Below are 26,427 nucleotides of genomic sequence, written 5' to 3'. Positions count from 1 at the left end.
CTTATCTACAAGTTCTAAATTAAGTCCGCATCATATGATAACTAAGGTATACTATATTCTTTTTTTATTTTCTACACAAACTGTATATTCTTTAAAAAATAAACAAAAAGTACGTACAGAAAAAACTGTACATAAAATACTTTGGAAATACTTAAAAATACTTTCCTATCCTCTTTTTTTCATTTCAACTGTAAACTTTTAACTTTTTTTTTGCTTTGTTAAACTAGCAGTAATAAATAATCGTGTTCGGAGGAGGTAGGATGGAAAACAAAGGGAAAGAAACAAAAGAATTAGAAGATTTAAATGAGTTGAAAAAAGCGAGAGAGCACTTTGTTAGTGAAGTGGCAAAAAATATTTATTTATATGACATTTCCCACTCAGTAGGGCGTTTATATGGAACTGTATTTTTTGCTGAGGAACCAATGACACTAGATGATATGAGTGAAGCCTTAGGAATGAGCAAAACTAGCATGAGTACCGGAATTAGGGCTTTGCTAGAAGCAGATATGGTAGAGAGAGTGTGGGAAAAAGGAATTAGAAAAGATTTGTACAAAACAGAGGATGATTGGTATAAATCGTTTTCTAATGTATTTATTAACCGTTGGCGAAATGCGACGGTAGAAAATACAACTGCCATTGAAGAAACGAAGGGAATGCTTGAGGAGTTACAAGAGCAAACTACTAGCGATAATGTAAAGAAATTGATTAAAAGCGACTTAAAAAAGCTCAGTCAGGCTGAAGCTTATTATACATGGTTAGACGAAGTTATCTCATTATTTGAAACAGGTAAAATATTTGATATTGTACCAAAACAAGAGCCAAAGTAGGCTCTTATTTTTTTATGCAAAAAAATTCACTTGAAACAGTTATAATGATAGTTAGATTTATGAATTCCACTTAAGATATTTTATTTAATACTATTAATCTTTGTTGAAAAAGTTGTGGTGTAACCTTTTTTAAAAAAAGACGACTAGTTTGTGAGGGGGGAAAGCAGAAGTGGATAATGAATTCGAGCGATTGTACGAGACTTACCACCATTCATTATTTCAATTTCTATTTTACATGGTCCGCAATAGACAAATAGCTGAAGAGCTGGTACAAGAAGTATATTTAAAGGTTTTTAAATCGTACTCTTCTTTTAAAGGAGACAGTAGTGAAAAAACATGGTTATATTCTATAGCTAGGCATGTAGGAGTAGATTGGATTCGAAGCCAAAATCGAAAAAAGAGAAAGTTTCTTGGACTATTTTCTCTTTCAGAAAAGGAATACCAAATAAGAGATGAAGATCCTTTACCTGAAGAGATTATTGTTGGACAAGAAGAGATGAAAGAAGTTTATATGATGTTAGGAAAATGTACGTTAGACCAACAACAAGTCATTATATTAAGATATATTGAATCTCTTTCTATTACTGAAACTGCAACGGTTTTAGGGTGGACAGAAAGTAAAGTGAAAACAACTCAACATAGAGCGATAAAAGTGTTAAAAGAACTTTTGCATGTCAACGATCAATCACAAATAAGGGAGGTGGGAAGATGAAGCGATCCTCTAAATGGGATGAAAAGACTATAGAAAACCAACTGAAAAAATTACCTAAAATTGAGGATAGACAAACAAAAGAAGCTCTTTTTGAAAAAATTCAAGAAAAAATTCAAGAAAAAATTCATGAAAATGAAATGATACAAAGAAAAAAGAAGAGCTGGTTTATTCCTACTATTGCTACTGCTTCTGTTGTCTTTTTATTGATGCTTTTGATACCACCCTTTTTCAATGAGCAAGAATTGACAACAGATTTCCCTGAAATCCATGATGAAGCTGAGATAATGATGGAGATGAACGGTAGGGCAGATGAAGAAACCGGAATAGATACAACAGAAAAAACCTTTGAAATAGACTTAGCTAATGAATTAGATGAGCTGGGATATGTAGGTGCCGTTACACCATATGACGAAGACAGATTTAATGATCAACTTGTAACAATAGCGGTAGTAACTCACTTACCGTCAGGAGAAATGATTGTTCCAATCACATTAATGGTTAATGAAAAATCTTTTTCGGAGAGATTTTTAGCAGCGAAGGAAACATTTTGGGGTGAGCGATGGGGTATAGGAAGTTTTCCGCCCATTCCAATCAACACTGTTACTATCGAAAATGATGGCATTGTAAACATTGATATCCCTGAAAAAAGTTTAGAAAGCTTATCGTCACTAGAGTCAGAAATGTATAGGTTAGTACTAAAGGAAACTTTCTCCCAACATCGATTTTCGGAAATTCATTTTACTTCTGATGGTAAACCTGGTGTAAATTGGGGGCCATATGGACCTCTTTATGAAATAAAATTACAACAACCAAATCGAGGGTACTATGTTTTTCATAGCAATACGGATCATAAATTTTTAGTACCAGGAAACCATGAACATCAAGGACATAAAAGTTTGCCAGAGATACTTGAAATGATGAAGCAAAATGATTTAGAAATTGGGTTAAGTGCTCCAATACGAGAAGATGTTGCTATCGAAGAAATAGAAGAAGATGGTGATATTGTCATAATTACATTTTCAGAAGGCGCTATAATAGAAGATACGATTGATAATTTAATGATGTTAGAAGCGATCATGTTTACAGTAAGAGATTTTGGTCATTCATATGTACAATTCAAAGGCATAAACATTGATCGAATTGGCCCCTATCAAGTTAAGGAGTTAGTACCAATTCCGAATTATATTAACTTTATTCAATAGTTTAGTCTAAAAACCAGTGGGCGGCTATAATCCCACTGGTTTTTCACCATATTGATCGTAAATTTCTGTTTGTTTTAAATAATGAATTTCAGGATTCATTATTCACTCCATTAAGGTAATGTGCTGTAGCTAGTTGCGTTGAAATGTTCATAACTAGATATAGCTTTTTGCAGCTCTTTTTTGGACATTATGAAATTCGCTTAAGTCAATGAATAAATAAAAATTAAAGCTCTTTCTCGATAATAGGAGAAAGCTTTTTTTCATTAAAGTTGTAAATGAAAAAGTAAAATTGGTATTATTTACATATGAAACGAAATTAGTAGTATCAACAAATAGCTACCTCTTGATGAAAAGAGGTTATTCTCATTATAAAATATAGAAAAAAGAGTTGGTGTAACCTGGATGGATACAATTACACACACATTATTCGGTTTAACTTTATATGGAGCAGTAGATAAACGAAAATTTTCCAAAGAAAAAAAGCGTGCGTTACTTTTTACGACTGTTGTCGGTAGCCAAATTCCTGACATCGATGTTATATCAAGGCTTTGGGACACCGAAGGTCAATATCAAATGTGGCATCGCGGTATTACTCATTCAATATTTCTGGTTCCAGTATGGGCAATTGTATTGACTCTACTATGTTATTTATTTTGGCGAGTTAAAGATCGCCGTATTTTCTTAATGGGTGCTTTATCTGTGTTTATCCATAATACAAGTGATTTATTTAATGCCTGGGGTACGGGGTATTTCGAACCTATCTCAAACGCTAGAATTACTTTTGGTACTATACCAATAGTAGATTTTGTTATATGGATAATAATTTTACTTGGTTTTATCCTTGCTAAAAAGGTGAATTTTCAGTCGTTTAAAGTTTACCGTATTGTTTGGATGGCAATTCTTATACACGTTGCTTTACAAACTGGACAAGGTTATATTATCTACCAACAAACAAATGAACATTACGAGCAACAGGCGTTGTCTGCTAGCTTTATTCCTTGGAACTTTACGCTAATTGGAAAGAATGAAAGCCAGGTTGAAATATCAAAAGTTAATCTATGGTCAGAAAAAGCAATAGAAGTTGTGCTATATAGCCACGATCAAGCAGACTTAAACGATTTGTTTTCACAGAAACCAGAAGCCAAAACATTGTATAAATGGTCCCCGTTTGTTGTTATAGTTGATGAGGATGATAAGTTAGGGATTTATGATCCGCGCTTTTACAGGAATGGACAATCTTTTTTATTTGAGTATGTTGAGAGGAATGAATGAGTAAATTTGGCTATAAAAAGGAAAGGTCTGCACTTTCTCTTTATTTTTTGTACCATTTTTGGGGCTATTGATGTATAATGTTGTTATTTTAGTGATTTTCGCATGGGTAAATTTGGCTATGGTTTTGATGAGCAGATTGGTAAATTCTTTTAGAACATAATGGGAGTAGGGTGAAATGTGAAAAGTATTCAAGGAAAAATAATCGTGTTCTTTTCTATCTTTTTTATTTTAACAGTTTCTTTTGTTGGATTAATAATGTTTATCAACGCAAAAAATATTGTAGAATCATCAGTAGGAAATCAAGCGAAATTAATGGCTGAAAGCACTGCTAAAATCATTGATGCTCGTAAGTTTGGAGAGATATTAATAGAAGGTGAAACAGATTACTATTATTATTTGCGTGAGAGGCTAGATCAAATTCGCGAAACAAATGGTCTTTTATTCCTTTACACAATGGCTAAAAGTAATGAAGCGGATGAGTATTATTATGTCGTAGATGGGTTTCCAATAGGTGATGAAGATGCGTCAAATCTTGGTGATATAGAAGATATAGAAGATTACCCTATAATTAAAGAGGTATTTAAAAGTGGTCAAGCTATGGTTGGAGAGTTAGTTAATAGCGAAGAATATGGTTCAATAATATATGCATACTCTCCAATAGTAAATACATCAGGAGAAGTGATTGGGATTGTGGGTGCAGATTTTGATGCTACTTATATAGCTGAAAATCTAGAGAATGGTAGAAAAAGAGCCGTGTGGATAACAATGGCGGTATCGCTCATAAGTGTAGTAGTATTAGCCCTTATGACTAGATTTTTGGTTGCGCCTTTAAGACAATTAACGAAGCAAGTCGATCAGGTGAAGGCTGGCGATTTAACAGTAAATTTTTCCGTCGATCGTAAAGATGAAATTGGTAACTTAGGTCAAGCATTTCAACATATGGTGAACGAAATGAATAGTATGATTTATAGTATCAATAAAAACACAAATATGCTTTTTGAAACATCAGAAAGATTGTTTAATAGCTTCCATGAGGCGAGTGTAAATAACAAGCGAATTATTAGTGAGATGAACGGAGTTAGTGAAGGGGCTAAAACAACTGTTAGAAGTTCTGAAGAAAGTGCACAGGCAATAGATGATTTAACCCAAGGTGTACAATATATTGTAGAGACTGCTTTACAAGTATCTGATGCAACACATACTACAGTGGGAGATTCAAAGAGTGGGATCAATACGGTAGAACTTGTATCTAACCAAATGAATTCTATTCACCAATCAGTAAACAATTCGACGAAACTAGTTCAAAAGTTGGATCATTATTCAAATGAAATTGGTAAAATCATAGAGGTCATTTCAGCAATTGCATCTCAAACGAATTTACTTGCTTTAAATGCTGCTATTGAAGCAGCTAGGGCTGGCGAAGAAGGACGTGGTTTTGCAGTAGTTGCCGACGAGGTAAGAAAGTTAGCGGAACAAACAAGTGACTCGTTAGAGGGGATATCTGAACTTGTTCAAAAAATCCAGACAGAAACTTCGCGGACGGTAGAAGCAATGAATCAAGTAACTACTGAGGTAGATACGGGTGTAACTGTAATTCAACGATCTGGTGAAGCCTTTGAAAAAATAAAGGAGTCGGCTAGTTATGTAGTAGATCAGGTTGACTTATTTACTTCAACAGCTGAAGAAATGTCGGCAAGTACAGAGGAAGTAAATGCATCCTTTGAGGAAATGGCTAATATTGCAAGGAAAGCAGCAGGTCAAGTTAATGAAGTTGCCGCATCAGTTAGTCAACAATCAACATCCTTAAATGAAATTACAGCATTTTCCGAACAACTTTTAGAAATGGCGAAAGAACTACAAGGCCAGGTAAACAAATTTAAAATTGATTAATAAAAAAAATCGAGTAGTTATGTACTCGATTTTTTTCATTTTTAGCTGAATTGTGTTTTCCTGGGAAATATATTGTCGGATATTACCAAGTAGATTCCTTAAACATGACGATTGCTGTCGTTGTTACACCTGTAGCTGCAACAGCAATTGTTGATAGGATGATTTCATCAAATGTAATAATTGTAACACCTGCAACGACTACGAGTAAGTCTATGACGAAAATCATAATACCTACATTAACTTTAGTAATGTCTGCTATCATCTGACCAAATAAATCTAGGCCACCTGTACTTACATCATATAGAAACATGATACCTACTCCTATACCGAGAAGCGCACCGCCGCTTAAAGCCGCGACGAGTGGAGATACATCGTCTGTATTAAAAGTAAGCCAATGAAAGATATCAATAAATAATGAAGAGACAACAACACCGACAATACTATTATAGAAAAATTCGCGGTACCAAACCCAAGCAGCGATATAGATTGGAATACTTAATAGTAAAATAGAAATTCCAATACTAACATCATATTTGTAGTGAAAGATTAAGCCTAAACCGATCATACCACCATCTAAAATATGAAAAGAAACAAAAAAGTTATTAATTCCGAGACTTATGATAAAACTTCCTATCAAAATAGCAAACAACTTTTTTTTATTAAACATGTATCATCAACCTCATTTTACAGGACATGTTGTATTGTATGCGAAAGTATGAGGTGATTATGTTTATAATGTTTTGATTGTAGTATCGTAAAATTAATTCAATAGAAGGCAATGGTTCGAGGGTGCCGTAATACTAACTTAATTAGAGATAAGCTAGAAAAGCCGTTGCAAAACTAAAATAGACAATTAACGAAAAGATATCATTTAATGTTGTGATCAAAGGGCCAGAGGCAACAGCAGGGTCGACCCCCAATTTATACAATAATAACGGTATGATAGTTCCTGCGAGTGTACCAATGATTAAAGTTAGTATTAATGAGATACCAACAACAAGAGCGATGATTGAACCCATCCATACTAAAGCAATAATAGCTATGAGTAATCCACAAATAATTCCAACGATTATTCCGACTCCAAACTCGCGAATAATTAGATTTAGGATCGTTTTTTTATCTAACTTATGAGTGATAAGCCCACGAACAACAACGGCTAATGATTGTGTTCCGGTGTTACCAGTCATACCAGCAATCATTGGCATGAAAAATACTAATGCTACTACTTGCTCGAGTGTTTCTTCAAACCCACTAATAATACTTCCAGATATTAAACCGATAAATAATAGTAAAATTAACCATGGTAACCTTCGAAAAGCAGCAGTGGTTGCTTTTGTATAGAAATCAATATCCTTTCCTGATGCTGATAATTTTTCAATATCTTCATTAGCTTCTTGGATCACAACGTCAATGACATCGTCTACGGTAACAATACCAAGAAGTTTATGGTTTTCATCGACAACAGGGAGCGCTATGAAGTCGTACCTTTCAATTAGGTTGGCAACTTCTTCTTGATCTAGATCTACAGGTACAGAAATAACACGATTAAACATAATATTACTTATTCTCTCGTTTGTATCTGCTAATACCAAATCGCGGTATGAAACAACGCCTACAAGCTGTTTATCATCATTAATAACATATAAGTAGTAAATGGTATGATTCATTTCTGCGAATGATTTTAATTTATCCACAGCATCCTGAACAGTATAGTCATCTTTTATTGACATAAATTGATTAGTCATAAGTCCGCCAGCAGTATCAGCAGAGTAACTCATTAAATTCTGAATGTAAGTAGAATCTTCAGCTTTCATTACTGATAAATACTCTTGAATGTTCTCAACAGATAGTTCACTTAACAAATCAGCCAGATTATCATTTTCCATCAAGTCCATTATTTTTGATGACTTTTCTACACCTAGCCGGTGAATAATCTCAATTTGTAAGTCGCTTTCTAGTTCTTGGATAAGGTCCGCTATCTCTTTAGGTGTTAAAAATAAAAGAAACTTTAAATGATGTTTTTCAGGAAGGTTACGGTACAGTTGAGCAATATCATAAGGTTGGAGCTCATCAAGAACTTTTTCAAAAGCACTTTTTTTGTTTTCTTTCAAATACTTAATCATTAGAACTGTTAATTGATCTTCATTCATACGAACACTTCCTTTGAACACAAAAGTTTAACCTTTAGGTTCTAGTCATTATAGGAATTTATCTCATTTTTTTTAGGGTAAAAGACCCCCACCTCTAAGCGTAGTTAGGTGGGATTTTCAGATGTTTCAGCTTGCTGAAACGAGTTGACTTCTTTTTTCCATTAATATTGATAGTAGAGAACATAGTAAGATTAACGATAAAAATGCAAGCTTTGCGTAATAGTTTGTAATGATTGTGATCCCACTACCGAAGCTAGCTCCAATTAATAAGATAAAGCTATACATTGAAATTGCTAAGCTCTTATTTTCTGCACCTTTTATACTAATGATATAAATGAGTGAAGGTATGGTGATTGATGTTCCGGCAACAAAAATAACAGATCCAAAAATGAGAAAAAGAATGATTGAGGATGTACTGCATAATACACCTGTTAACATTAAAGTTAGCCCCATGAAAATTGTGTTTTCAAAGCCAATTCGACCACTAATTTTGTTTGAAAGTATTGTTAGTAGTAACCCGGTTAATCCAAAACTCCTAATAACCAGTGTATTTTCAGGGGGTAAACCAAGTATAGTAGAATAATAATTTTCTAATGCAGTGTAGTAGGCTACAAAAGTTAGAAGGATTGTAAATGTTATAAAATAGAGTTTTCTTAAGTCTTTTCTAAAAGGTATTTTTAATAAAGTTCTAATTAGCAAATGGACCGACCTCGATTGAGCGGGTTTTGTAGGACGAGGTAAACATTTTAATGAATAGATAAAAAGGAATAAATAAAGTAACGATAATGAAATAAAGACTCCTTCCCAACCCCAAAAAAGATGTATAGAAGAACTAAACAGTTGTCCAACAACGCCAGCTGATAAGAATCCTGTATTAATAACGGCAATTGTTATACCTTGATGCTTTAAAGAAAGTACGTTAAATATATAAATGAAAGAGACAGGTGCAAACGTCGCTGCCCAAAACCCTTGAAATCCCCTAAGAATAAGAAACGCCGAAAAGTTACTGATGTAATAGCTAACAATCATTAAAATTGTAAGAATGAAAAGCCCAACTGAGATCGTTTCTTTTAACCCAAAACGTTCAGATAAAGACCCAAAAAAAATTAGCCCAAAAGCATAGAAAAAAGAAAACGCACTTATTGAAAGACTTGCTTGTGTCGTTGAAATTGAAAAAGTAATGGAAACACTATCAAGTAAAGGTATCATGATATAAAGATTTGAAACGATAAAAATTGCCGTAAGTGAGAAAAAAGTTATTATATGAAACATTGAATAATCTTTTTTGTTGAACTGCAAATTATCCATTAAGAGACCTCGCTTTAAAAAGTCTTGATATATGTATATGAAAAATAGTTAATTGTGCCTTTATAAACAGAATAAAGATTAATATTTTATAAGAAAATTTATGGATTTTGAAGTTGACTACCTTGCCTCTGAACAAGTATCTCACTCACTTTGTAAAAACAGTAGAAATGTTGACGAAACATATGACAAGCTCTTGAACAACATTGACGTTAAAAAAAAGCCTATGATATAATTGGGTTAAAATGAAAATCATTATCACTAGACTTTTATATTCAGAGTTTATTTGAGATAAAGGCAGATACATATTGTCAAAGGGGGTTAAGTATCGTGAGCTTTATTCATCTCGAACAAGTATCGAAATTTTTTTCTAATTCATTACAACCAGCAGTTGATGCATTGGATTTAAAGATCGAACAAGGAGAAATTATTACTTTATTAGGACCCAGTGGTTGTGGGAAAACGACAACGTTAAGAATGATTGCTGGCTTTGAGCAACCGAGTATGGGGAAAATATCAATTGGAGATCAAGTTGTGTACGATGACCACCGCTCTTTGCCACCTGAAAAACGTGGAATTGGTATGGTATTTCAGGATTACGCTCTTTTTCCTCATTTGACGATTGAGAAAAATGTAATGTTTGGTTTAAATAAATGGAAAACAAAAGATAGAAAATTACGTGCTATCGAAGTTTTAGAACTTGTAGGCTTGGCAGATTACGCTAGTCGTTATCCGAGTGAGCTTTCAGGTGGTCAGCAACAGCGTGTTGCCTTGGCAAGGGCTTTAGCACCTCGTCCTCATGTAGTATTAATGGATGAACCTTTTAGTAATTTAGACGCTGGATTAAGAGAAAAAATGCGTTTTGATGTTACAAATATCTTAAGAAAAGCTAATACTACAGCTATTATTGTTACTCATGATCAAAAAGATGCATTTGCTGTATCTGATCGTGTAGTTGTCATGAAAGATGGCGTAATTCAGCAGGTAGCTAGCCCGCGAGAGATGTATCGCTGCCCTAAGAATTGCTTTGTTGCACAATTTGTCGGTAAAACAAACTTACTTACTGGGAAACTAGAAAAGGACATGAAACATGTAACAACAACAATTGGTACAGTATGCTTACCAAATCAAACAACTGAAATATGTGAAACAGTAAAACTTTCGATTCGACCAGAAGGTTGCGAAATAGTAGCCGAAGGAACAGGGAATTATTGTGGGAAAGTTGAGAGAGTCACTTATAGTGGCGAATACCAAGAATTATATATAAATTTTCAATCAAATTCTTCATCAGATCCAATGGTTATTTATGCGCCAATAGATCAAGAGATTGAAATAGGTTCAGTTGTTTCATTTAATATTAAGTCAGACTTGGTTTGTGTAGTAGAGTAATTAACCTGAGGATGGAGTTTCCCTCTTAATGGGGGAGACTTTTTCTTATTTTGAGGAAAAAATAACACGCCATGAAGCTTCATTATTTTTCGACAATAAGATAGTAAATCACGAAAGAATGTTCTTAGCTTTTAGGGTGCTGACTATAAGCAAAACATTTGACAAAAAAAGTGAAAGGTTAGTGAACACTAATTTTTTTCATCGAAATGTATTGACAATGATTATCAATAGCAATATAATTCATGTTATGAAAGTTGTTGAGAATGAATTTCATTCCGCTAATTAAATTTAATATACATAGGGGGCAATAACAATGAACAAATCTTTAAAAATGTTTCTTTTTGCAATCCTTTCACTCGGACTACTATTTGCAGCTGCATGCGGTGGACAAGAAGAGACAGCAGAACCAGAAGAGAACGAAGTAGAGAGTGGACAAGATGAGCAACAACCAGAGGAAGAAGTAGTAGAATTAGATGGGAAAATTGTGGTATACTCAGCACGTAACGAGAATTTTGTTCAACCATTACTTGACAAGTTCCAAGAAGAAACTGGTGTAGAAGTTGTAGCTTTACATGGTGCTGAACCACTTCAACTTGTTGAAGAAGCTGGAAATGTTCAAGCAGACATTTATATTTCAAATGACCTAGGAGCTTTAGGATATCTACACATGGAAGGGTTATTAGAAGCATCTAACCCAGAAGGAATTGATACAATTCCAGCAGATTTCCGTGCAGACGATAATGCATACTTTGCACTTTCAGTTCGTGCACGTGGATTTATTTATAACAAAGATTTAATTTCTGAAGAAGAAGTTCCAAAAAGTGTAGAAGATTTATTTGATGACAAGTGGGCAGATCAATTTGCAATTACTCGTGGTGGTAACGGTGGTATGATTGGTCACGTTTCAGCTCTTCGTTACGAGTGGGGCGATGAAAAAACTGCTGAATGGGTTGAGGCAATTAAGGAAAATGCAGCAGGTATTTATCAAGGTCACGGAGACATTCGTCGTGCAGTAGGTGCTGGAGAGCATGCTTTTGGTTTAGTAAACAACTATTACTTTCACCAACAATTATTAGAGCCTTCTGATAACAATGTAGGGTTTGTTTACTTAGATCAAGAAGAAGGTCAAATGGGTGTTGTTGCTAACGCAGCAGGTGTTGGTTTAGTAAGTGGAGCACCTAATCAAGAGAATGCAATTGCTTTTCTTGAGTGGTTATTATTACCAGAAAATCAAGTGGCATTTGTTGGTGAATCTTTAGAGCTTCTTGTTAATTCAGAGTATGGTGCGGTTTACCCATCAGAAGTAGAACCACATGTTATTCCGTTTAATGAATTAAAAGCTCAAGATATGCCAATTAAAGAGTTAGGTAATTACTTTGAAGATACAAAAGAGTTAATCGAACAATCTGGATTAGATCTAGAATTAAGATAACTATAGATAACTTGCAACATATAGGAGAGGGCATTATGAACAATGATATTGATAAAAATTCTAAATTAAATAATGATCAAAATGCTAAGGTTGGGGAAACGTCTTCCCCAACCCTTCTCCATATCTTAAGAAGAAAATGGTTTGCGATTTGGCGTGGTAATCCTCCAGGTCCAGTTCTATTACTTCTTGGAGTAATTGTTGCGATTGTAATGTCAATTCCAATTATATATGTTATGTGGCGTTCACTCTTTGCGGGAGTTAATCGTTGGATGCGTCTCTTGGATGAAAGAATTCCGCAATTATTATGGAATACATTCTCCCTTACGGTTGCTGTCACAATTTGTGCCATTGTAATTGGAGTAGGACTAGCTTGGATTGTCGTTCGTACGGATGTACCAGGACGTAAGGTTTGGCAATGGCTCCTAGCTTTACCTCTTGTTATTCCGCCTTATGTTGGGGCGGTTACGTATATCATTGTATTTGGTCCAAGTGGTTGGATACGTAATTTTTGGCGTGATACGCCTTGGCTAGTAGATACATTTGGAAATTACCCACTTAATATATATTCATTTTGGGGAGTATTCTTTGTTTTAACGATGTTTACGTATCCGTATGTTTACTTGATTACGAGTGCTTCCCTTCGTAAAATGAATCGTAATTTTGAAGAAGTTGCTCGTTCACAAGGAATGAGTACAGCTAAGATTTTCTGGAAAGTAAATTTGCCTTTTTTACGACCTGCCATTGGTGCAGGGGCAATTCTTATTTCTCTTTATGTCCTTTCTGACTTTGGTGCTATCGCGATGCTACGATATGTTACATTCACAGCAGCGATCTACTTTCAGAGAGCGAGCTTTGACACTCAATCTGCTTCAGTACTAAGCTTAGTTTTAATTGTTCTAACTGTTTTAATATTGTGGATTGAAGCACGGACACGAAGAAAGAATAAATATTATCAAACCTCTAACACTTTCCGAGAGCCAGAAATATTAAAATTAGGTAAGTGGAAGCCGTTAGCTTTAGTATTTGTAAGTTCTGTATTTTTTGTATCTGTATTTTTGCCAATAAGTGTACTTATATATTGGTCAAATATTGGAGTTCGAATGGGTGCTTTAGATGGAAGATTTTTTGGTTTTGCATGGAATAGCTTAAAAGTTTCTGCATTAGCAGCTATCTTATGTATGCTTGTTGCGTTACCAATTATCTATTTAAAAACCCGTTATCCATCTTTTATTACGACAATTATTGATAAGCTTTGTTATGCGGGATATGCTCTACCTGGAGTCATTGTTGCACTAGGTTTCGTGTTTATCTTTAATAATCACATCCCGATGTTATATAATACTTTTTATATGGTTGCATTGGCTTTTGTGGTTCGATTTCTTCCACAAGCAATGCAGGCAGGAGAAGCTTCGCTAAGTCTAGTATCCCCCCGCATTGATGAGGCTGCCCGAAGCCTAGGACATCCTCCTTGGAAAGTTATGTTTAAGGTAATACTTCCTTCAATATTGCCGGGAGTTTTAGCAGGAGGAGCACTTGTATTCGTTAGCTCAATAAAGGAGTTACCAGCTACATTAATGTTACGCCCACCTGGTTTTGATACATTAGCGGTTAGAGTATATTTTGAAGCATCTGAGGCGATTTATCACCTAGCTGCACCTGCTGCATTATTAATTGTTTTTGTTTCAATTATTCCATTACGATATTTATTGAAAAAGTATTAAACGAGATAAATAAAAGCCATGTCCTAAATAAATTGGACATGGCTTTCTCTATCTAAAAATTACTCCTAAAATGACAAGTAAAACAAAGATGATCCAAAATACTTTTTTCTTTGTTCCGGCGCTAAAACGTCTATTTTTCCAACGGTTAGGATTAAAACTGATCTCGCCTTCATCAAAAACATGTCGATATTGTGGTACGTATCTTCTTAGTTTGAATAAGAAAATTGGTGCAAGAGCAGCACCTGAAATCAGCCCGAAAATGTGTGCGTAAACATTAATACGTGCATTGACAAACGTCATAATCAGTCCTATTACTAGTATCGTGATTACCACTTGAGAATTGTCTTGATCGATTAAATCTTTTCTATAAAGGACCATATACAGGTATATCCCAAAAAGTCCAAATATTGCTCCGCTTGCGCCTAGGTGAGGTGAGTATCCTAAACCGCCAATATAAAAGGTTGCAACGTTAGCGAGAATTCCAGTTAATATATATATAGAAATAAAACGCCATTTTCCAAGTAACCTTTCAAGTGCAGGGCCAAATAATACTAATGAGAATGAGTTAAATAAGAAATGAGCTGGTGAGATATGCATGAAAATTGGTGTTACTAATCGCCATAATTCACCTTGAGCAATTGATAAATTGTGTCCTACTCCTAAAATAAATATAAGGTTTCCACCTAGTGATGGAAATAAAAACATCCATAAAAATAATATGAGATGGAGGGTAACAATTCCAGATACAACAGGGTAGGATCTGAGGAACGAACGAAAACTTTCATTTCTCACAAACATTGTAGATCACCTTTTCCTAGATTTAATAACATTATTGTAGCATAAAATCATGCGTTTACAGTAATAATTGAGACAAAATGAATAGTAAGCTTTTTCTATTCTATGATTTTATCTGTGATAAAATGTTAGGAAAACGAGTTGGGTAATATCTCATAAATGCTACAAAAAGCGAAATAAGGTTAAATAATAATTTTTTTAATCCTGCTTTAAAGGGTAGTAAGAACTTAGCTCATCACTAATAAACGTATTTTTAGGTAGGGACAATGGCCCCTGAAAGGTCGATAGAAGCTAAGCTTATGATTAAATGATTGGAAGGATGTAAATTTTATGATCATTGGTACGGGAATTGATATTGTCGAGTTAAAAAGAATTGAAGATACGTTACATAGACATCCTAATTTTATAAAACGTATCTTAACTGAAAAAGAGGAACAAAATTTTCAAAAACTCACAGAGAAAAGAAAAATAGAATTTTTAGCAGGACGTTTTGCTGCGAAAGAAGCTTTTTCAAAAGCAATTGGAACTGGTATTGGGAGACATCTTTCTTGGAAGGATGTTGAAATTTTATCGGCTACAAGCGGTAAACCAACTATCGTTTCCGAAAAAACAAATGGGAAAGTTCATTTATCGATTTCGCATTCTAAAGAATATGTCGTGGCAAATGTAATTATTGAGTTGTAAATCGTTTTTTGTAAAATATTTCAATAAGTGCTTTGCTTGTTATAAGAGCTTTTTACATATTATTTGCTACATTTCTATATGAAATTTTATCGAGCTTGTCATGCTAGTCTGCATATTGTTTAGGACAGTCTCATATAGTGGTAGTGCGGATAGGAGGGAACTATTTTGAATGTGGTAACTGGTGAAGAAATGCACCAAATTGACCGCTATACCATTGAAGAAATAGGATTAAAAGCAGAATTACTAATGGAAAATGCAGGTCTTGCATTCGTAAGTTCTATTTTACATTTAATGAATAAAAAGACAGCTAAAATTGCTGTGCTCATTGGTGTAGGGAACAATGGTGGTGAGTTTTGTTATTTCGAGGTCTTTATTAGAAAAAGGCTATCAAGTTGATGTATGGCTAATTCCACCCGTGAAAAAGGTGAAAGGCACGGCACGCTATCATATGGAAGTGTTTAAGAAGTGTGGATATGAGTTTACTAGCTATGAGACAATTACTTGTGAGGATTTAGTTAGAAATTTAAAGGGAAAAACACATGTAATAGATGCAATGCTAGGGACAGGGGTAGTTGGTCCTTTGCGTCACCCATATAAGGAGATTATTGAACAAGTCAATCAGTTAGAATGTCAAATTATTTCTGTCGATCTTCCTAGTGGGTTGCCCGCAAATGGGAATTACGAGTTTACTGATGCAATAAAAGCATCTCGTACTATTACTTTACAGTGTCCGAAGCTTGGTGCTTACACTTTTCCTTCCAGGGAATATTACGGAGATTTGACGATAGTTGATATAGGCATACCAAAGCTTGCTATTAAACAAATTGATAGTGAACGGTTTCTTTGGACTGAAGAAAATGTTGCCTGTTCTTTGCCAGTAAGAAAGCCATCATCACATAAAGGAAGTCATGGAAAAGGGCTTATTATTGCAGGTTCTCGAACTATGACTGGAGCACCAATATTGACTGCTAAAGCATGCCATCGGTTAGGAGCTGGATTAGTCACGTTAGCGGTACCTGACACAATCATTAACACAGTTGCAAGTCAATTGATTGAGTCGACATTCCACCTATGTCCATCGATAAACGGTGAAATTAACAGCTTAAATCTTGATAATGAATTAATGAATCGGTTTGATGCAATCGCCGTAGGTCCTGGACTTGGGCGAAATAATAATGGCGAGTTTATAGAAACTCTTTTACATGATTTTGATAAACCGATAGTCATTGATGCAGATGGTCTTTTTTACTTGAAGGACTTTTTAACGATTTTAGCAAAACGAAAAGGTGCAACTATTTTAACACCTCATTTAGGTGAGTTTGCTTATCTCATTAATGAGCCTATTGCTAAGGTTGAGAAAAATCGTTTTCAGGTTTCTCGAGATTTTGCTGTTAAATATGGAGTTTATCTTGTATTAAAAGGTCCATATACAGTAGTGACAACACCAGGCGGACAGCAGTTCATTAATACAAGTGGAAATCCTAGTTTGGCTAAGGGTGGATCAGGCGATGTATTAACGGGTATGGTGCTTGCGTTACTTATGCAACAAAAAGATTTGCAATCGTCCATTAGTAACTCTATATTTCTTCATGGTATGGCGGCGGATTATTTAATTAGTCATGATTATAGCCCGTTAAGTGTAATGGCATCTGATTTAATTAATATAATTCCGAAAGTTTTGAATAGCATTCAAAACCGTTATCACAAATACCGATAGAATTCCCTCCCTTGTCGTCTAAATGAGACAAAGGGGTTGAGAATGAATGAAAAAAATGGTAGCACTTATTTTCTCGTGTATCGTACTTCTAGGGATGTTAGCTGGTTGTGGTGAGAAAACACAAGAAGATATCATCGAAGAATTAGGAGAAAATATAAAAAATATGACAGGGTACAAAGCTGAGGCTACGATGACTCTTGAAACAGGGAAAGATCCTCAGCAATATGTTGTTGAAATTTGGCATAAGAATCCAAATTATTATCGTGTAGCGTTAAATAACGCTAACAAGGATCAAAGTCAAATTATTTTACGAAATGATGAGGGTGTTTTTGTTTTGACACCAGCATTAAATAAAAGTTTCCGTTTCCAAAGTGATTGGCCAGAAAACAACAGTCAAGTCTACTTATATGAGTCCCTTGTAAACGATATTTTAATGGACCCGGAACGAATCTTTACAGCGAATGACGAGCACTATGTATTCCAAACTAAAACAAATTACACAAATAAAAATTTACAACAACAAGAAATTACTTTAAATAAAAAAGATTTAACACCTGTATCTGCTAAGATTATGGATGTCGAGTTAAAGGTATTGGTGAATGTTGAGTTTGAAGATTTCGAACTAAATGCTAGCTTTAATGAAGGTGACTTCGATATGGATCGTAATATGACAGGGGCTCAACTAGAAAGTCTTCCAGCAATGGCCCAAGAAAGTGACGAGCCACTAGTTGTTTCATTCCCGATGTATGTACCAGATGGAACGGTGTTAAACGATTCAAAAGAAGTAAATATTGAGGATGGGAAAAGAGTAATTTTAACATATACCGGTGACCAAGATTTTACGTTAATTCAACAAAAAAGCAGAGTCCAGCAAGCAAGTACTCCAATGCATATTACGGATGGAGAACCTGTAGATTTGGGGTTTACAGTTGGGGCACTTACAAGTGAAGCTCAAACAAAATCAATTAATTGGTCTTATGACGGTGTAGATTTCTTCTTAGCTTCAAAGGATTTAAGTACGGAAGAAATGATTTCAATCGCGAGATCAGTTTATGGAACTGAAGTAAAATAATAAAGTTCACTTCAATTTTTGAGGAAACTGATAGCAGTGAGTATTTGTGATTTTATCCCACTCTTAAGGGGCAAGTAAGACCCCCACCTCAAAACTTAAGAAAATCGAGAAGTTTAGGTGGGGGATAAACTGCCCCTAAAGGTCCGATATAGAATAACTTTCATCGGCGAAAGCTGATGATTAGTTATTCTTATGCCCGTGGTATAAGTTGAACTAACAATCAGTGGGGGATGAAGGAAAACCTCCACTGATTGAAGTTCAGCTTTATAAAATTGTATCCAATCACTCTTCATTTCTAAGTAATTTTATTGACTTTAAAAGGTCTCTTACCTAGGAGGCTCAAGGTTTATAGTTGGTCTTTCTACGTAATATGAGTTAGATAAACAGTAAAAAGGAAATGCAGACTCTGTAGCGCAAAACTAGGGGTCTGCATTTTTTCTAGGAAATGATGTTTTTACCTTCAGTTCTAAGGTCCTCTAACTTTAAAATAATTACGATTACTAAGGAGATTTATAGTTAAAAATAATTAATAATTAATTTTCCTTTAAATTCTTGACAAGCTGTATTATGGCTTTATTATTATCATATATAAATGTTAATTGTTAGAGGAGGGCACGTTTTGAAAAACTTGAACTGTTTTTATCGAGATACGTGGGTTGAAGTCGATCTTGATGCAATAAGTGAGAATGTAACTTGCATCAAGAGGAACCTACCTAACGATGTAAAAATCATGGCTGCAGTTAAAGCTAACGGCTATGGTCATGGAGCAGTTCACGTAGCACGCGCTGCGTTAGAAGCTGGTGCCCACTATTTAGGAGTAGCTATATTAGATGAAGCGATCGCATTAAGGAAACAGGGAATAATTGCACCTATTTTAGTCCTTGGATGGGTAAGGCCGAGTGATATAAATATAGCGGCAGAACATAATATAACCTTAACTGTTTTTCAAGCAGACTGGTTAGAAGAAGCGAAACAACATCTTTATTCAGAACTTTCTTGTACTTTTCATTTGAAAATTGACACTGGGATGGGCAGGATTGGTATAAGATCAAAAAATGAAGGAAAAGCTGTTATTGATTGTATAAATGAAAATAAACAATATTATCTAGAAGGAATATATACACATTTTGCAACAGCTGATGAAAAGGATTTAGATTATTTTCAAATACAATACAATTCTTTTGAAGACATGCTTCAGTGGTTACGTGATTATGGTGTAAATGTTCAATACATTCATTGTGGCAACAGTGCCGCAACGATAAGATTTCCGTCAAAAATGTTTACGATGACAAGAGTAGGTATTTCTATGTATGGTCTCACTCCGTCTAAGGAAATTGAAGATGAAATTCCTTTCTTATTAAAAGAGGCTTTTTCATTTCATAGCAAAATAATTCATGTAAAAGAAGTTAATGCTAATGAAGGAATAAGCTATGGGGCTACTTATAGAACAATTGGAAAGGAATGGATTGCGACAATACCAGTAGGCTACGCCGATGGGTGGCTACGTCAAAATAGTAATAATGGTTATGTTCTCGTCGAAGGTGAAAGGGCTCCTATAGTGGGTAGGGTTTGTATGGATCAAATGATGGTAAAATTGCCAAAAGAAGTTCCAGTCGGTACTCAAGTTACGTTAATTGGAGAACAAATGGGAGATGCAATTTCCGTTGATGAAGTGGCTGATCGTCTTGGGACGATTAATTACGAGGTCCCATGCATGATTAGTTACCGTGTTCCAAGAGTCTTTTTAAAGGATAGGAAAATAGTAACAATAAATAATGAGGTTTTATAAAGAATACGAGAAATAACAAGAATGGTACGAGAATTTGACGAACATTTATCTAGGGATAAATAACAAAGACCTTTGCAAAACTTGAATTGTAATGCTATGATTATTGATGGATATAAACTAAATTTAGTTGTAGGTGTATGTTGGAGGTGTTTTTGTGTCTGATAACACAAAGAGGATCACGGTTAGCTTACCACAACATTTATTAAATGAGGTTGATGGGTTGATTAAAAGAGAAAATGTAAACCGTAGTGAATTTATTTCACAAGCTACAAAAGCGTATCTTCGTGAAAAAAAGAAGCGTCAAATTCGAGAGACTATGCAGCAGGGTTACATGGAAATGGCTAAAATTAATTTGAACATTGCTTCAGAAGCATTTCTTGCCGAAGAGGAAGCGGAGCATACGCGTACACTTGACTTAGTAAGTGGGGTGTAAACTTTGATTGTTAAACGTGGCGATGTTTATTTTGCTGACCTCTCACCAGTTGTTGGTTCAGAGCAGGGGGGAGTAAGGCCAGTTCTCATCATTCAAAATGATATAGGAAATCGGTTTAGCCCAACAGTCATCGTCGCAGCAATTACAGCTCAGATTCAAAAGGCAAAACTACCAACTCATGTGGAAATAAACGCTAAACGCTATGGCTTTGATCGGGACTCTGTTATTCTATTGGAACAAGTTCGAACAATCGATAAACAACGTCTAACAGACAAGATTACTCATCTAGATGATGATATGATGTCCCGAGTAAATGAAGCTCTACAAATTAGTTTAGGACTAATTGATTTTTAATTATTTTTTTACATTAATAAATGAATTATGCAGATAGGGAAAGTTGCTATTAATGAGCAGCTTTTTTTATTTGCGTTTAATATTCCGAGTATTCTGACGATACAAAAGTTATAGATGATAATAGGAGTTAATTACTATGTAAATCTTTGCATCCTAAATCGAGAAATGAAATAATGATAGAAACAGCTGAATTTATTATTAGGCTCACAATTGTGGTGAATGGAGAAACTATAGCATCAATAAAAAAGGCTTCATTTGAAAGGGGAAGCTTATGGAAAAAAAGAGTGAGAAGCTACGCGCGGACTATAAAACAATTATTGAAAAATACTTAAAGACAGACAGTCAACGTTCGTTTCATGAAGCTCGAAAATTTTCTGTCGATATAACCAAAGAAAGTGTTTCGCCAGAGGATATGGTGGGTCTTCATGTATCCGTTATTAAAGAGCTACTTCCTAACTTACCTAAGGAAGTAGTGGATACAAACGACCTACTACTTGAAGTGATGGTTAGTTACGGATTAGCCTATCAAGAACATCAAAGTTTAAGAGACCGGCAAAAACAATTGGATTCTGAATTGTCAGTTGCAGCAAAGATGCAACAAGAGTTGTTTCCGAAAGTTGTTCCTAAAACACCAAAACTCGATATTGGCATTAAAAGTGTTGCCGCAAATGCCGTTAGTGGTGACTACTATCATTTCATCCATGATGAACAAGAGCACCTAGGAGTGGCTGTTGCTGATATTATCGGTAAAGGAGTACCAGCTGCCCTTTGTATGTCTATGATTAAATATGCTTTGGAAAGTTTACCTGAATTACGCTTGCAACCTAATGCTCTATTAGAAAATTTAAATAGAGTTGTTGAGCAGAATATTGGCTCTAATATGTTTATAACGATGGTATTTGGTTCGTATGACTTAAATGGACACGTATTTCGGTATTCAGGTGCAGGGCATGAACCGGGCCTTTATTATTGCCATAGAACAGGAGAGTTTTATGACTTAACTACGAAGGGGGTAGTGCTCGGTTTAAGTAAAAAAGCAAAATTTATAGAGTATGAACGAGAAGTAATGGAAAATGACTTAATTATCCTTCTTTCTGATGGTGTCACAGAGTGCCGGACTGATGAAGGATTTCTAGAAAGGGTCGAGATTACGAGGATAATAAAAAAATATATACATTTATCTGCTCAAGAAATGGTAGATAGCGTTTATTCTGAGTTAGAAAAAATCCAAAATTATAGTTTGAAAGATGATTTTACTTTAATGATTATTAGAAGAAACGTTTAAAAAATTCATATTAGTGGTATATAAAGATTGTGATTGTGAGGAGGGACAAAATTGAATTTGGAAATTATACAAATAGAAAAAGTGGGAAAGCAGTACTTAATTCTAAATGGAGAAGTAGATGTTTATACAGCGAAAAAACTTAATGAAACTCTCCTTCATTTAACAGAAGTAGAAGGAAATGAAATAATTATTGATTTATCTCAGGTGAATTATATTGATAGTATTGGATTGGGGACTTTCATTGGAGCATTAAAATCTTCCCACAAACATGATAGTTCTATTAAACTCATTGGGATGACTGAACGAGTGAGAAGATTATTTCATATTACAGGGTTAGATGAAGTAATGAACATCGATGAAAGTATGAGGGAGGAAGAGAAGTGAGCCAAACATCTGATTATATAGAGATGAAATTACCGGCGAAGCCTGAATACGTCGGTGTAATCCGATTAACCATATCGGGAATAGCCAATCGGTTAGGGTATTCGTATGATGAAATCGAAGATATTAAGATCGCGGTAGCCGAAGCGTGTACAAATGTTGTTGATCATGCATATAACGATGAAGGTGGTCAAATGACTGTGGGTTGCGGAGTATATCCAGACCGATTGGAAGTTATGGTAGCAGACCGAGGTCAGAGTTTTTCTCTAGAGAAATCAAGGGGCGATTTTGGACCAGTTAATACAAATAAACCAATTGCTGATTTAAAAGAAGGTGGTCTGGGTTTGTTTTTAATTGAAACCTTAATGGATAAAGTTGAGATTAGAAATGATATTGGGGTTATTGTTGTTATGACTAAGTTCCTACAAAGAGGTGAGGTGGAACAAAATGTCGGAAGATTTTCAGCAACAACTACAGATCGACAATCAAATTGAACAATTGATCAAAGACTTTCAGCGGTCGAATTCAGAAGAAACACAAGTCATATTAGTAAAAAGGTATGAAGCGTTAGTGTATATGTTAGCAAGAAAGTTTTCAAAAGGTAAAGATTATGGTGATGACCTTATTCAAGTGGGGATGATAGGTCTTTTAGCAGCTTTGCGAAGGTTTGACTCATCTTATGGACGCAGTTTTGAATCGTATGCTGTACCAACAATTATAGGTGAAATAAAAAGATACATTAGAGATAAAACCTGGAGTGTACACGTGCCTAGAAGAATAAAAGAATTAGGTCCAAAAATAAAGAATGCAGTTGAAAAACTAACAACAGAATTGCAACGTTCACCAAAGGTTTATGAAATAGCTGGTTTTTTAGATGTGACAGAAGAAGAAGTGTTAGAGACGATGGAAATGTCAAGGAGTTATCATGCCCTCTCTGTCGATCGTTCGATTGATACTGATCAAGAAGGTGGAACTGTGACATTGTTAGATTTAGTTGGGGCAACTGATACTGGTTATGAAAGAACCGATCAGCAGCTATTAATTGAGAAAGTCTTTTCGGTGTTGAATGATATGGAAAAACAAATATTATATTGTGTTTATTATGAAGGTCTTAGTCAGAAGGAAATTGGCAAAAAGTTAGGGATATCACAAATGCACGTATCCCGTTTGCAAAGAAGGGCGTTGGAGAAAGTACAGAAATCCTTACCAACCGATGCTTCGGAAAGCTAATCATGGACAAGGCCAAACTAACAGTGAAGAATTTCTTTAAAGGGGGTGACTAACATGAAAAGTCATCCTTTTTTTGTCAAGGTAAAAAAGTATAAAATTTCCAACTTAGAAACTGTCTAGCGCAAGCAGCCTACGAGCTCGGTCACTTCAGTCAAGCAACTGACTTCAATTACTACATGAAATACTCCTCTGAATATCTCCATGCAGCTTTGCTCCTGCGGTTACTCGCCGCACAAAACACTGCTTCGAGGAAGCCTACCTCAGAGCTTTACTAGTAGACGCAGAAGCACGGGGAAGCCAAAGAGCGGCTTCTGTCAAAGGCCGCCCCAGTGAAGCTACTACTTGGATTACTTCGAAGCGGCTTTGCGACGAGCAAACGGAGTGGCACAGGAGCAGCTGCTCGTGACCAAGGCGCTTGCGCTTTTCTTGTTACTATGTATCTCTTGGTAAAAAAAGTCTAGCTGTTTTCTTTATTTTCTTTAATCGTTTATATAAAATAGATAAATATGAAGGAAGGGAGTTGGCGTAAAATGGAAGAAAAAAAACAAAAGATGCTTCAGTTACTCGCGAAAGAGACATCGTTTTCGATTAAAGCAATTGAAAGCGTAATAGGTTTAATAGAGGAAGGTAATACAGTACCTTTTATTGCTCGTTATCGAAAAGAGTTAACAGGTTCCCTAGATGAAGTTCAAATTAGAACTATTGTTGAAAGGTGGACATACATAAATAATTTAGAAACAAGAAAAGAAGAAGTTATCCGCATCATTCAGGAACAAAATAAACTGACAGATGAACTTAAGCAATCTATTTTGAAAGCCACAAAATTACAAGAGGTGGAAGACCTTTATCGCCCTTATAAACAAAAGCGTCGAACTCGTGCAACTGTTGCTAAGGAGAAAGGGCTCGAACCTTTTGCTCAGTGGTTGTTTTCATTTCCGGCTGAGGGGAATGTTCAAGAGGTCGCTAAAGATTATATTTCAGAGGAAAAGGAAGTTCATACAATTGAGGATGTAATATCAGGAGCACAAGATATTATTGCTGAGTGGATTTCTGATGATGCAGAGATACGAAAACTTATACGCCAAATGACGTATAAAGAAGGAAAAATCATCTCTCTTGTAAAAGACCAGGAAAAAGATGAAAAAAACGTTTACGAAATGTATTACGAATATGAAGAACAAATTGGAAAAATTGTACCGCACCGTATATTAGCTTTAAATAGAGGTGAAAAAGAAGCGATATTAAAGGTATCGCTATCTGCTCCATTAGATCGAATTATTACGTTGATTGAAAAGAAGTATATAAAAAATTCGCAATCGCCTGTAACGTCGTATATCAAGGAGACAATAGCTGATAGCTATAAAAGGCTAATTGAGCCGTCAATTGACCGTGAAATTCGAAAAGAACTTTCTGAAAAAGCAGAAGATCAAGCAATACACATATTTTCGGAAAATCTTAGGAACCTTTTATTACAACCACCATTAAAAGGGAGAGTCGCATTAGGGGTAGACCCTGCTTATCGGACAGGTTGTAAATTGGCGGTTATCGATGAAACTGGAAAGGTATTACATATTTCGGTTATATACCCTACACCGCCAAAGAATGAGGTTGAAAAAGGGAAACAAATTGTTCAAGATTTAATAAAAAAATATTCTATAGAGGTCATTGCTATCGGGAATGGAACTGCTTCGAGGGAAACTGAACAGTTTATTGCCGATGTAATAAAAGAGACGAATAAAGACGTTTATTATTTAATTGTTAATGAAGCTGGAGCAAGTGTTTACTCAGCTTCACCGTTAGGAAGAGAGGAGTTCCCTGATTTACAAGTAGAAGAGCGAAGTGCGATTTCGATTGCAAGGCGATTGCAGGATCCGTTAGCGGAGCTAGTAAAAATTGACCCTAAATCTGTTGGGGTAGGTCAATATCAGCACGATGTGACTCAATCAAAGCTTAACGATTCTTTGACTTTTGTTGTTGAAACGGTTGTAAATCAGGTGGGTGTAAATGTAAATACTGCTTCGAGTTCGCTACTGCAATATGTTTCTGGTTTATCAAAAACAGTGGCTAATAATATTGTTAAAAAGCGAGAAGAAGAAGGGAAGTTTGTTAATCGAACACAACTGAAAAAAATTCCTCGATTAGGTGCTAAAACGTATGAACAGTGTATTGGGTTTTTGAGAGTCACTGATGGGGAAGAGCCGCTAGATCAGACGGGAATTCATCCTGAGAGCTATCAAGAGACGAAGAAGATCTTGAAACGATTAGGTGCTAGGACTGATCAAATCGGATCGGCTGAATTAAGCGAGCAGCTAAAACAGCTTAATCTACAAGAAGTTGCGGCAGAGCTAGGTATTGGGATCCCTACATTAAAGGATATTATTGATGCACTTATTAGACCGAGAAGAGACCCGAGGGACGAGGTTGCTACACCGCTTTTAAAGAAAGATGTCTTACAGATGGAAGATTTAAAGAGTGGTATGGAGTTACAAGGTACTGTTAGAAACGTTGTGGACTTTGGGGCTTTCATAGATATTGGGGTTAAACAAGATGGGCTTGTTCATATATCGAAATTAACTAATCGTTTTGTCAAACATCCAATGGAAGTTGTTTCTGTGGGTGATGTTGTTACAGTTTGGGTTGATTCTGTTGATATTAAGAAACAACGTATTGCGTTAACGATGCTTAAACCAGAAAATCAGATATAAAGTACAGATTTAGTAGAGTAGAACCTTATCGATCGGAATTGACTGAAAGTCTGGTTATAGCCTCTAGATAGTGGTCCTATAC

The 26,427-nt window shown here is 35.3% G+C and carries 25 protein-coding genes; 21 read left to right on the top strand and 4 right to left on the bottom strand.

Translation table 11 applies throughout. From position 1 onward, the window contains the following. Positions 1-260 precede the first annotated feature (260 nt). The 5 genes from BKP45_RS02090 (at position 261) to BKP45_RS02070 (ending at position 5,903) form a co-directional block, all read left to right on the top strand. Positions 261-827 (top strand): GbsR/MarR family transcriptional regulator, encoded by a 567-nt coding sequence (locus BKP45_RS02090; protein WP_071388163.1) that lies wholly within the window; start codon positions 261-263, stop codon positions 825-827. Positions 828-996: 169 nt separating this feature from the next. After that, complete coding sequence (gene sigX, locus BKP45_RS02085; protein WP_071388162.1) at positions 997-1,539, top strand: RNA polymerase sigma factor SigX; 543 nt, start codon at positions 997-999, stop codon at positions 1,537-1,539. Further along, positions 1,536-2,741 carry a GerMN domain-containing protein gene (locus BKP45_RS02080; protein WP_071388161.1) on the top strand — a complete coding sequence of 402 codons (1,206 nt, stop codon included), beginning with the start codon at positions 1,536-1,538 and terminating at the stop codon, positions 2,739-2,741. The genes sigX and BKP45_RS02080 overlap by 4 nt, the downstream gene beginning before the upstream one ends. Before the next feature lie 402 nt (positions 2,742-3,143). Further along, positions 3,144-4,013, top strand: coding sequence for a metal-dependent hydrolase (locus BKP45_RS02075; RefSeq protein ID WP_071388160.1), 870 nt, complete (start codon positions 3,144-3,146; stop codon positions 4,011-4,013). A 177-nt stretch (positions 4,014-4,190) separates the two neighbouring features. After that, positions 4,191-5,903 carry a methyl-accepting chemotaxis protein gene (locus BKP45_RS02070; RefSeq protein WP_071388159.1) on the top strand — a complete coding sequence of 571 codons (1,713 nt, stop codon included), beginning with the start codon at positions 4,191-4,193 and terminating at the stop codon, positions 5,901-5,903. 82 nt (positions 5,904-5,985) lie between these two features. Here the strand turns inward: BKP45_RS02070 and BKP45_RS02065 are convergent, their stop codons facing one another. The 3 genes from BKP45_RS02065 to BKP45_RS02055 all read right to left on the bottom strand — a co-directional run bounded on the left by BKP45_RS02065 (position 5,986) and on the right by BKP45_RS02055 (position 9,361). Then, entirely contained in the window at positions 5,986-6,570 is a 585-nt protein-coding gene (locus tag BKP45_RS02065; RefSeq protein WP_071388158.1) for a YitT family protein, read from the bottom strand. Between the two features lie 142 nt (positions 6,571-6,712). After that, complete coding sequence (gene mgtE, locus BKP45_RS02060; protein WP_071388157.1) at positions 6,713-8,053, bottom strand: magnesium transporter; 1,341 nt, start codon at positions 8,051-8,053, stop codon at positions 6,713-6,715. Between the two features lie 126 nt (positions 8,054-8,179). Beyond that, entirely contained in the window at positions 8,180-9,361 is a 1,182-nt protein-coding gene (locus BKP45_RS02055) for an MFS transporter (protein WP_071388156.1), read from the bottom strand. A gap of 327 nt (positions 9,362-9,688) precedes the next feature. On the opposite strand from BKP45_RS02055, the gene BKP45_RS02050 reads away from it, so the two are divergent. The 3 genes from BKP45_RS02050 to BKP45_RS02035 all read left to right on the top strand — a co-directional run bounded on the left by BKP45_RS02050 (position 9,689) and on the right by BKP45_RS02035 (position 13,900). Then, positions 9,689-10,747 (top strand): ABC transporter ATP-binding protein, encoded by a 1,059-nt coding sequence (locus tag BKP45_RS02050; protein WP_071388155.1) that lies wholly within the window; start codon positions 9,689-9,691, stop codon positions 10,745-10,747. Between the two features lie 313 nt (positions 10,748-11,060). After that, positions 11,061-12,179, top strand: a complete 1,119-nt coding sequence (locus BKP45_RS02040) for an extracellular solute-binding protein (RefSeq protein WP_071388153.1) — start codon at positions 11,061-11,063, stop codon at positions 12,177-12,179. A gap of 35 nt (positions 12,180-12,214) precedes the next feature. Beyond that, positions 12,215-13,900 carry an ABC transporter permease gene (locus BKP45_RS02035; protein ID WP_071388152.1) on the top strand — a complete coding sequence of 562 codons (1,686 nt, stop codon included), beginning with the start codon at positions 12,215-12,217 and terminating at the stop codon, positions 13,898-13,900. A 48-nt stretch (positions 13,901-13,948) separates the two neighbouring features. Here BKP45_RS02035 and BKP45_RS02030 read toward each other — a convergent pair whose 3' ends face one another. Continuing rightward, positions 13,949-14,698, bottom strand: coding sequence for a rhomboid family intramembrane serine protease (locus BKP45_RS02030; protein ID WP_071388151.1), 750 nt, complete (start codon positions 14,696-14,698; stop codon positions 13,949-13,951). A 327-nt stretch (positions 14,699-15,025) separates the two neighbouring features. Between BKP45_RS02030 and acpS the strand changes: the two genes are divergently transcribed. The 13 genes from acpS to BKP45_RS01975 all read left to right on the top strand — a co-directional run bounded on the left by acpS (position 15,026) and on the right by BKP45_RS01975 (position 26,345). After that, positions 15,026-15,379, top strand: coding sequence for a holo-ACP synthase (gene acpS, locus BKP45_RS02025; protein WP_071388150.1), 354 nt, complete (start codon positions 15,026-15,028; stop codon positions 15,377-15,379). 171 nt (positions 15,380-15,550) lie between these two features. Beyond that, on the top strand, positions 15,551-15,775 hold the full coding sequence (locus tag BKP45_RS22860; RefSeq protein WP_407639580.1) for an NAD(P)H-hydrate epimerase: 225 nt from the start codon (positions 15,551-15,553) through the stop codon (positions 15,773-15,775). Then, positions 15,720-17,096 (top strand): NAD(P)H-hydrate dehydratase, encoded by a 1,377-nt coding sequence (locus tag BKP45_RS02020; protein ID WP_245747361.1) that lies wholly within the window; start codon positions 15,720-15,722, stop codon positions 17,094-17,096. Before BKP45_RS22860 ends, BKP45_RS02020 begins: the two co-directional genes overlap by 56 nt. Before the next feature lie 46 nt (positions 17,097-17,142). Continuing rightward, entirely contained in the window at positions 17,143-18,168 is a 1,026-nt protein-coding gene (locus BKP45_RS02015; RefSeq protein ID WP_071388149.1) for a LolA family protein, read from the top strand. Between the two features lie 628 nt (positions 18,169-18,796). Continuing rightward, entirely contained in the window at positions 18,797-19,957 is a 1,161-nt protein-coding gene (gene alr / locus BKP45_RS02010) for an alanine racemase (RefSeq protein ID WP_245747398.1), read from the top strand. Between the two features lie 154 nt (positions 19,958-20,111). Further along, complete coding sequence (locus BKP45_RS02005; protein WP_169823089.1) at positions 20,112-20,390, top strand: CopG family ribbon-helix-helix protein; 279 nt, start codon at positions 20,112-20,114, stop codon at positions 20,388-20,390. A 3-nt stretch (positions 20,391-20,393) separates the two neighbouring features. Next, complete coding sequence (locus BKP45_RS02000; RefSeq protein WP_071308844.1) at positions 20,394-20,744, top strand: type II toxin-antitoxin system PemK/MazF family toxin; 351 nt, start codon at positions 20,394-20,396, stop codon at positions 20,742-20,744. Positions 20,745-21,015: 271 nt separating this feature from the next. Then, positions 21,016-22,029 carry a PP2C family protein-serine/threonine phosphatase gene (locus tag BKP45_RS01995; RefSeq protein ID WP_071388147.1) on the top strand — a complete coding sequence of 338 codons (1,014 nt, stop codon included), beginning with the start codon at positions 21,016-21,018 and terminating at the stop codon, positions 22,027-22,029. A gap of 51 nt (positions 22,030-22,080) precedes the next feature. Next, positions 22,081-22,413 carry an STAS domain-containing protein gene (locus BKP45_RS01990; RefSeq protein WP_071388146.1) on the top strand — a complete coding sequence of 111 codons (333 nt, stop codon included), beginning with the start codon at positions 22,081-22,083 and terminating at the stop codon, positions 22,411-22,413. A 23-nt stretch (positions 22,414-22,436) separates the two neighbouring features. Continuing rightward, a complete protein-coding gene (gene rsbW, locus BKP45_RS01985) occupies positions 22,437-22,904 on the top strand; it encodes an anti-sigma B factor RsbW (RefSeq protein WP_071389014.1) in 468 nt (155 codons plus the stop codon). Beyond that, on the top strand, positions 22,858-23,640 hold the full coding sequence (gene sigB / locus BKP45_RS01980; protein ID WP_071388145.1) for an RNA polymerase sigma factor SigB: 783 nt from the start codon (positions 22,858-22,860) through the stop codon (positions 23,638-23,640). The genes rsbW and sigB overlap by 47 nt, the downstream gene beginning before the upstream one ends. Positions 23,641-23,969: 329 nt before the next feature. Then, positions 23,970-24,101 carry a hypothetical protein gene (locus BKP45_RS23210; RefSeq protein ID WP_281243114.1) on the top strand — a complete coding sequence of 44 codons (132 nt, stop codon included), beginning with the start codon at positions 23,970-23,972 and terminating at the stop codon, positions 24,099-24,101. Positions 24,102-24,170: 69 nt separating this feature from the next. Continuing rightward, positions 24,171-26,345, top strand: coding sequence for a Tex family protein (locus tag BKP45_RS01975; RefSeq protein WP_071388144.1), 2,175 nt, complete (start codon positions 24,171-24,173; stop codon positions 26,343-26,345). Positions 26,346-26,427: the final 82 nt, after the last annotated feature.

It is taken from the genome of Anaerobacillus alkalidiazotrophicus (assembly GCF_001866055.1).
Note: the sequence above shows the minus strand (reverse complement) of the source record. Positions and strands in the feature narration are given on the sequence as shown.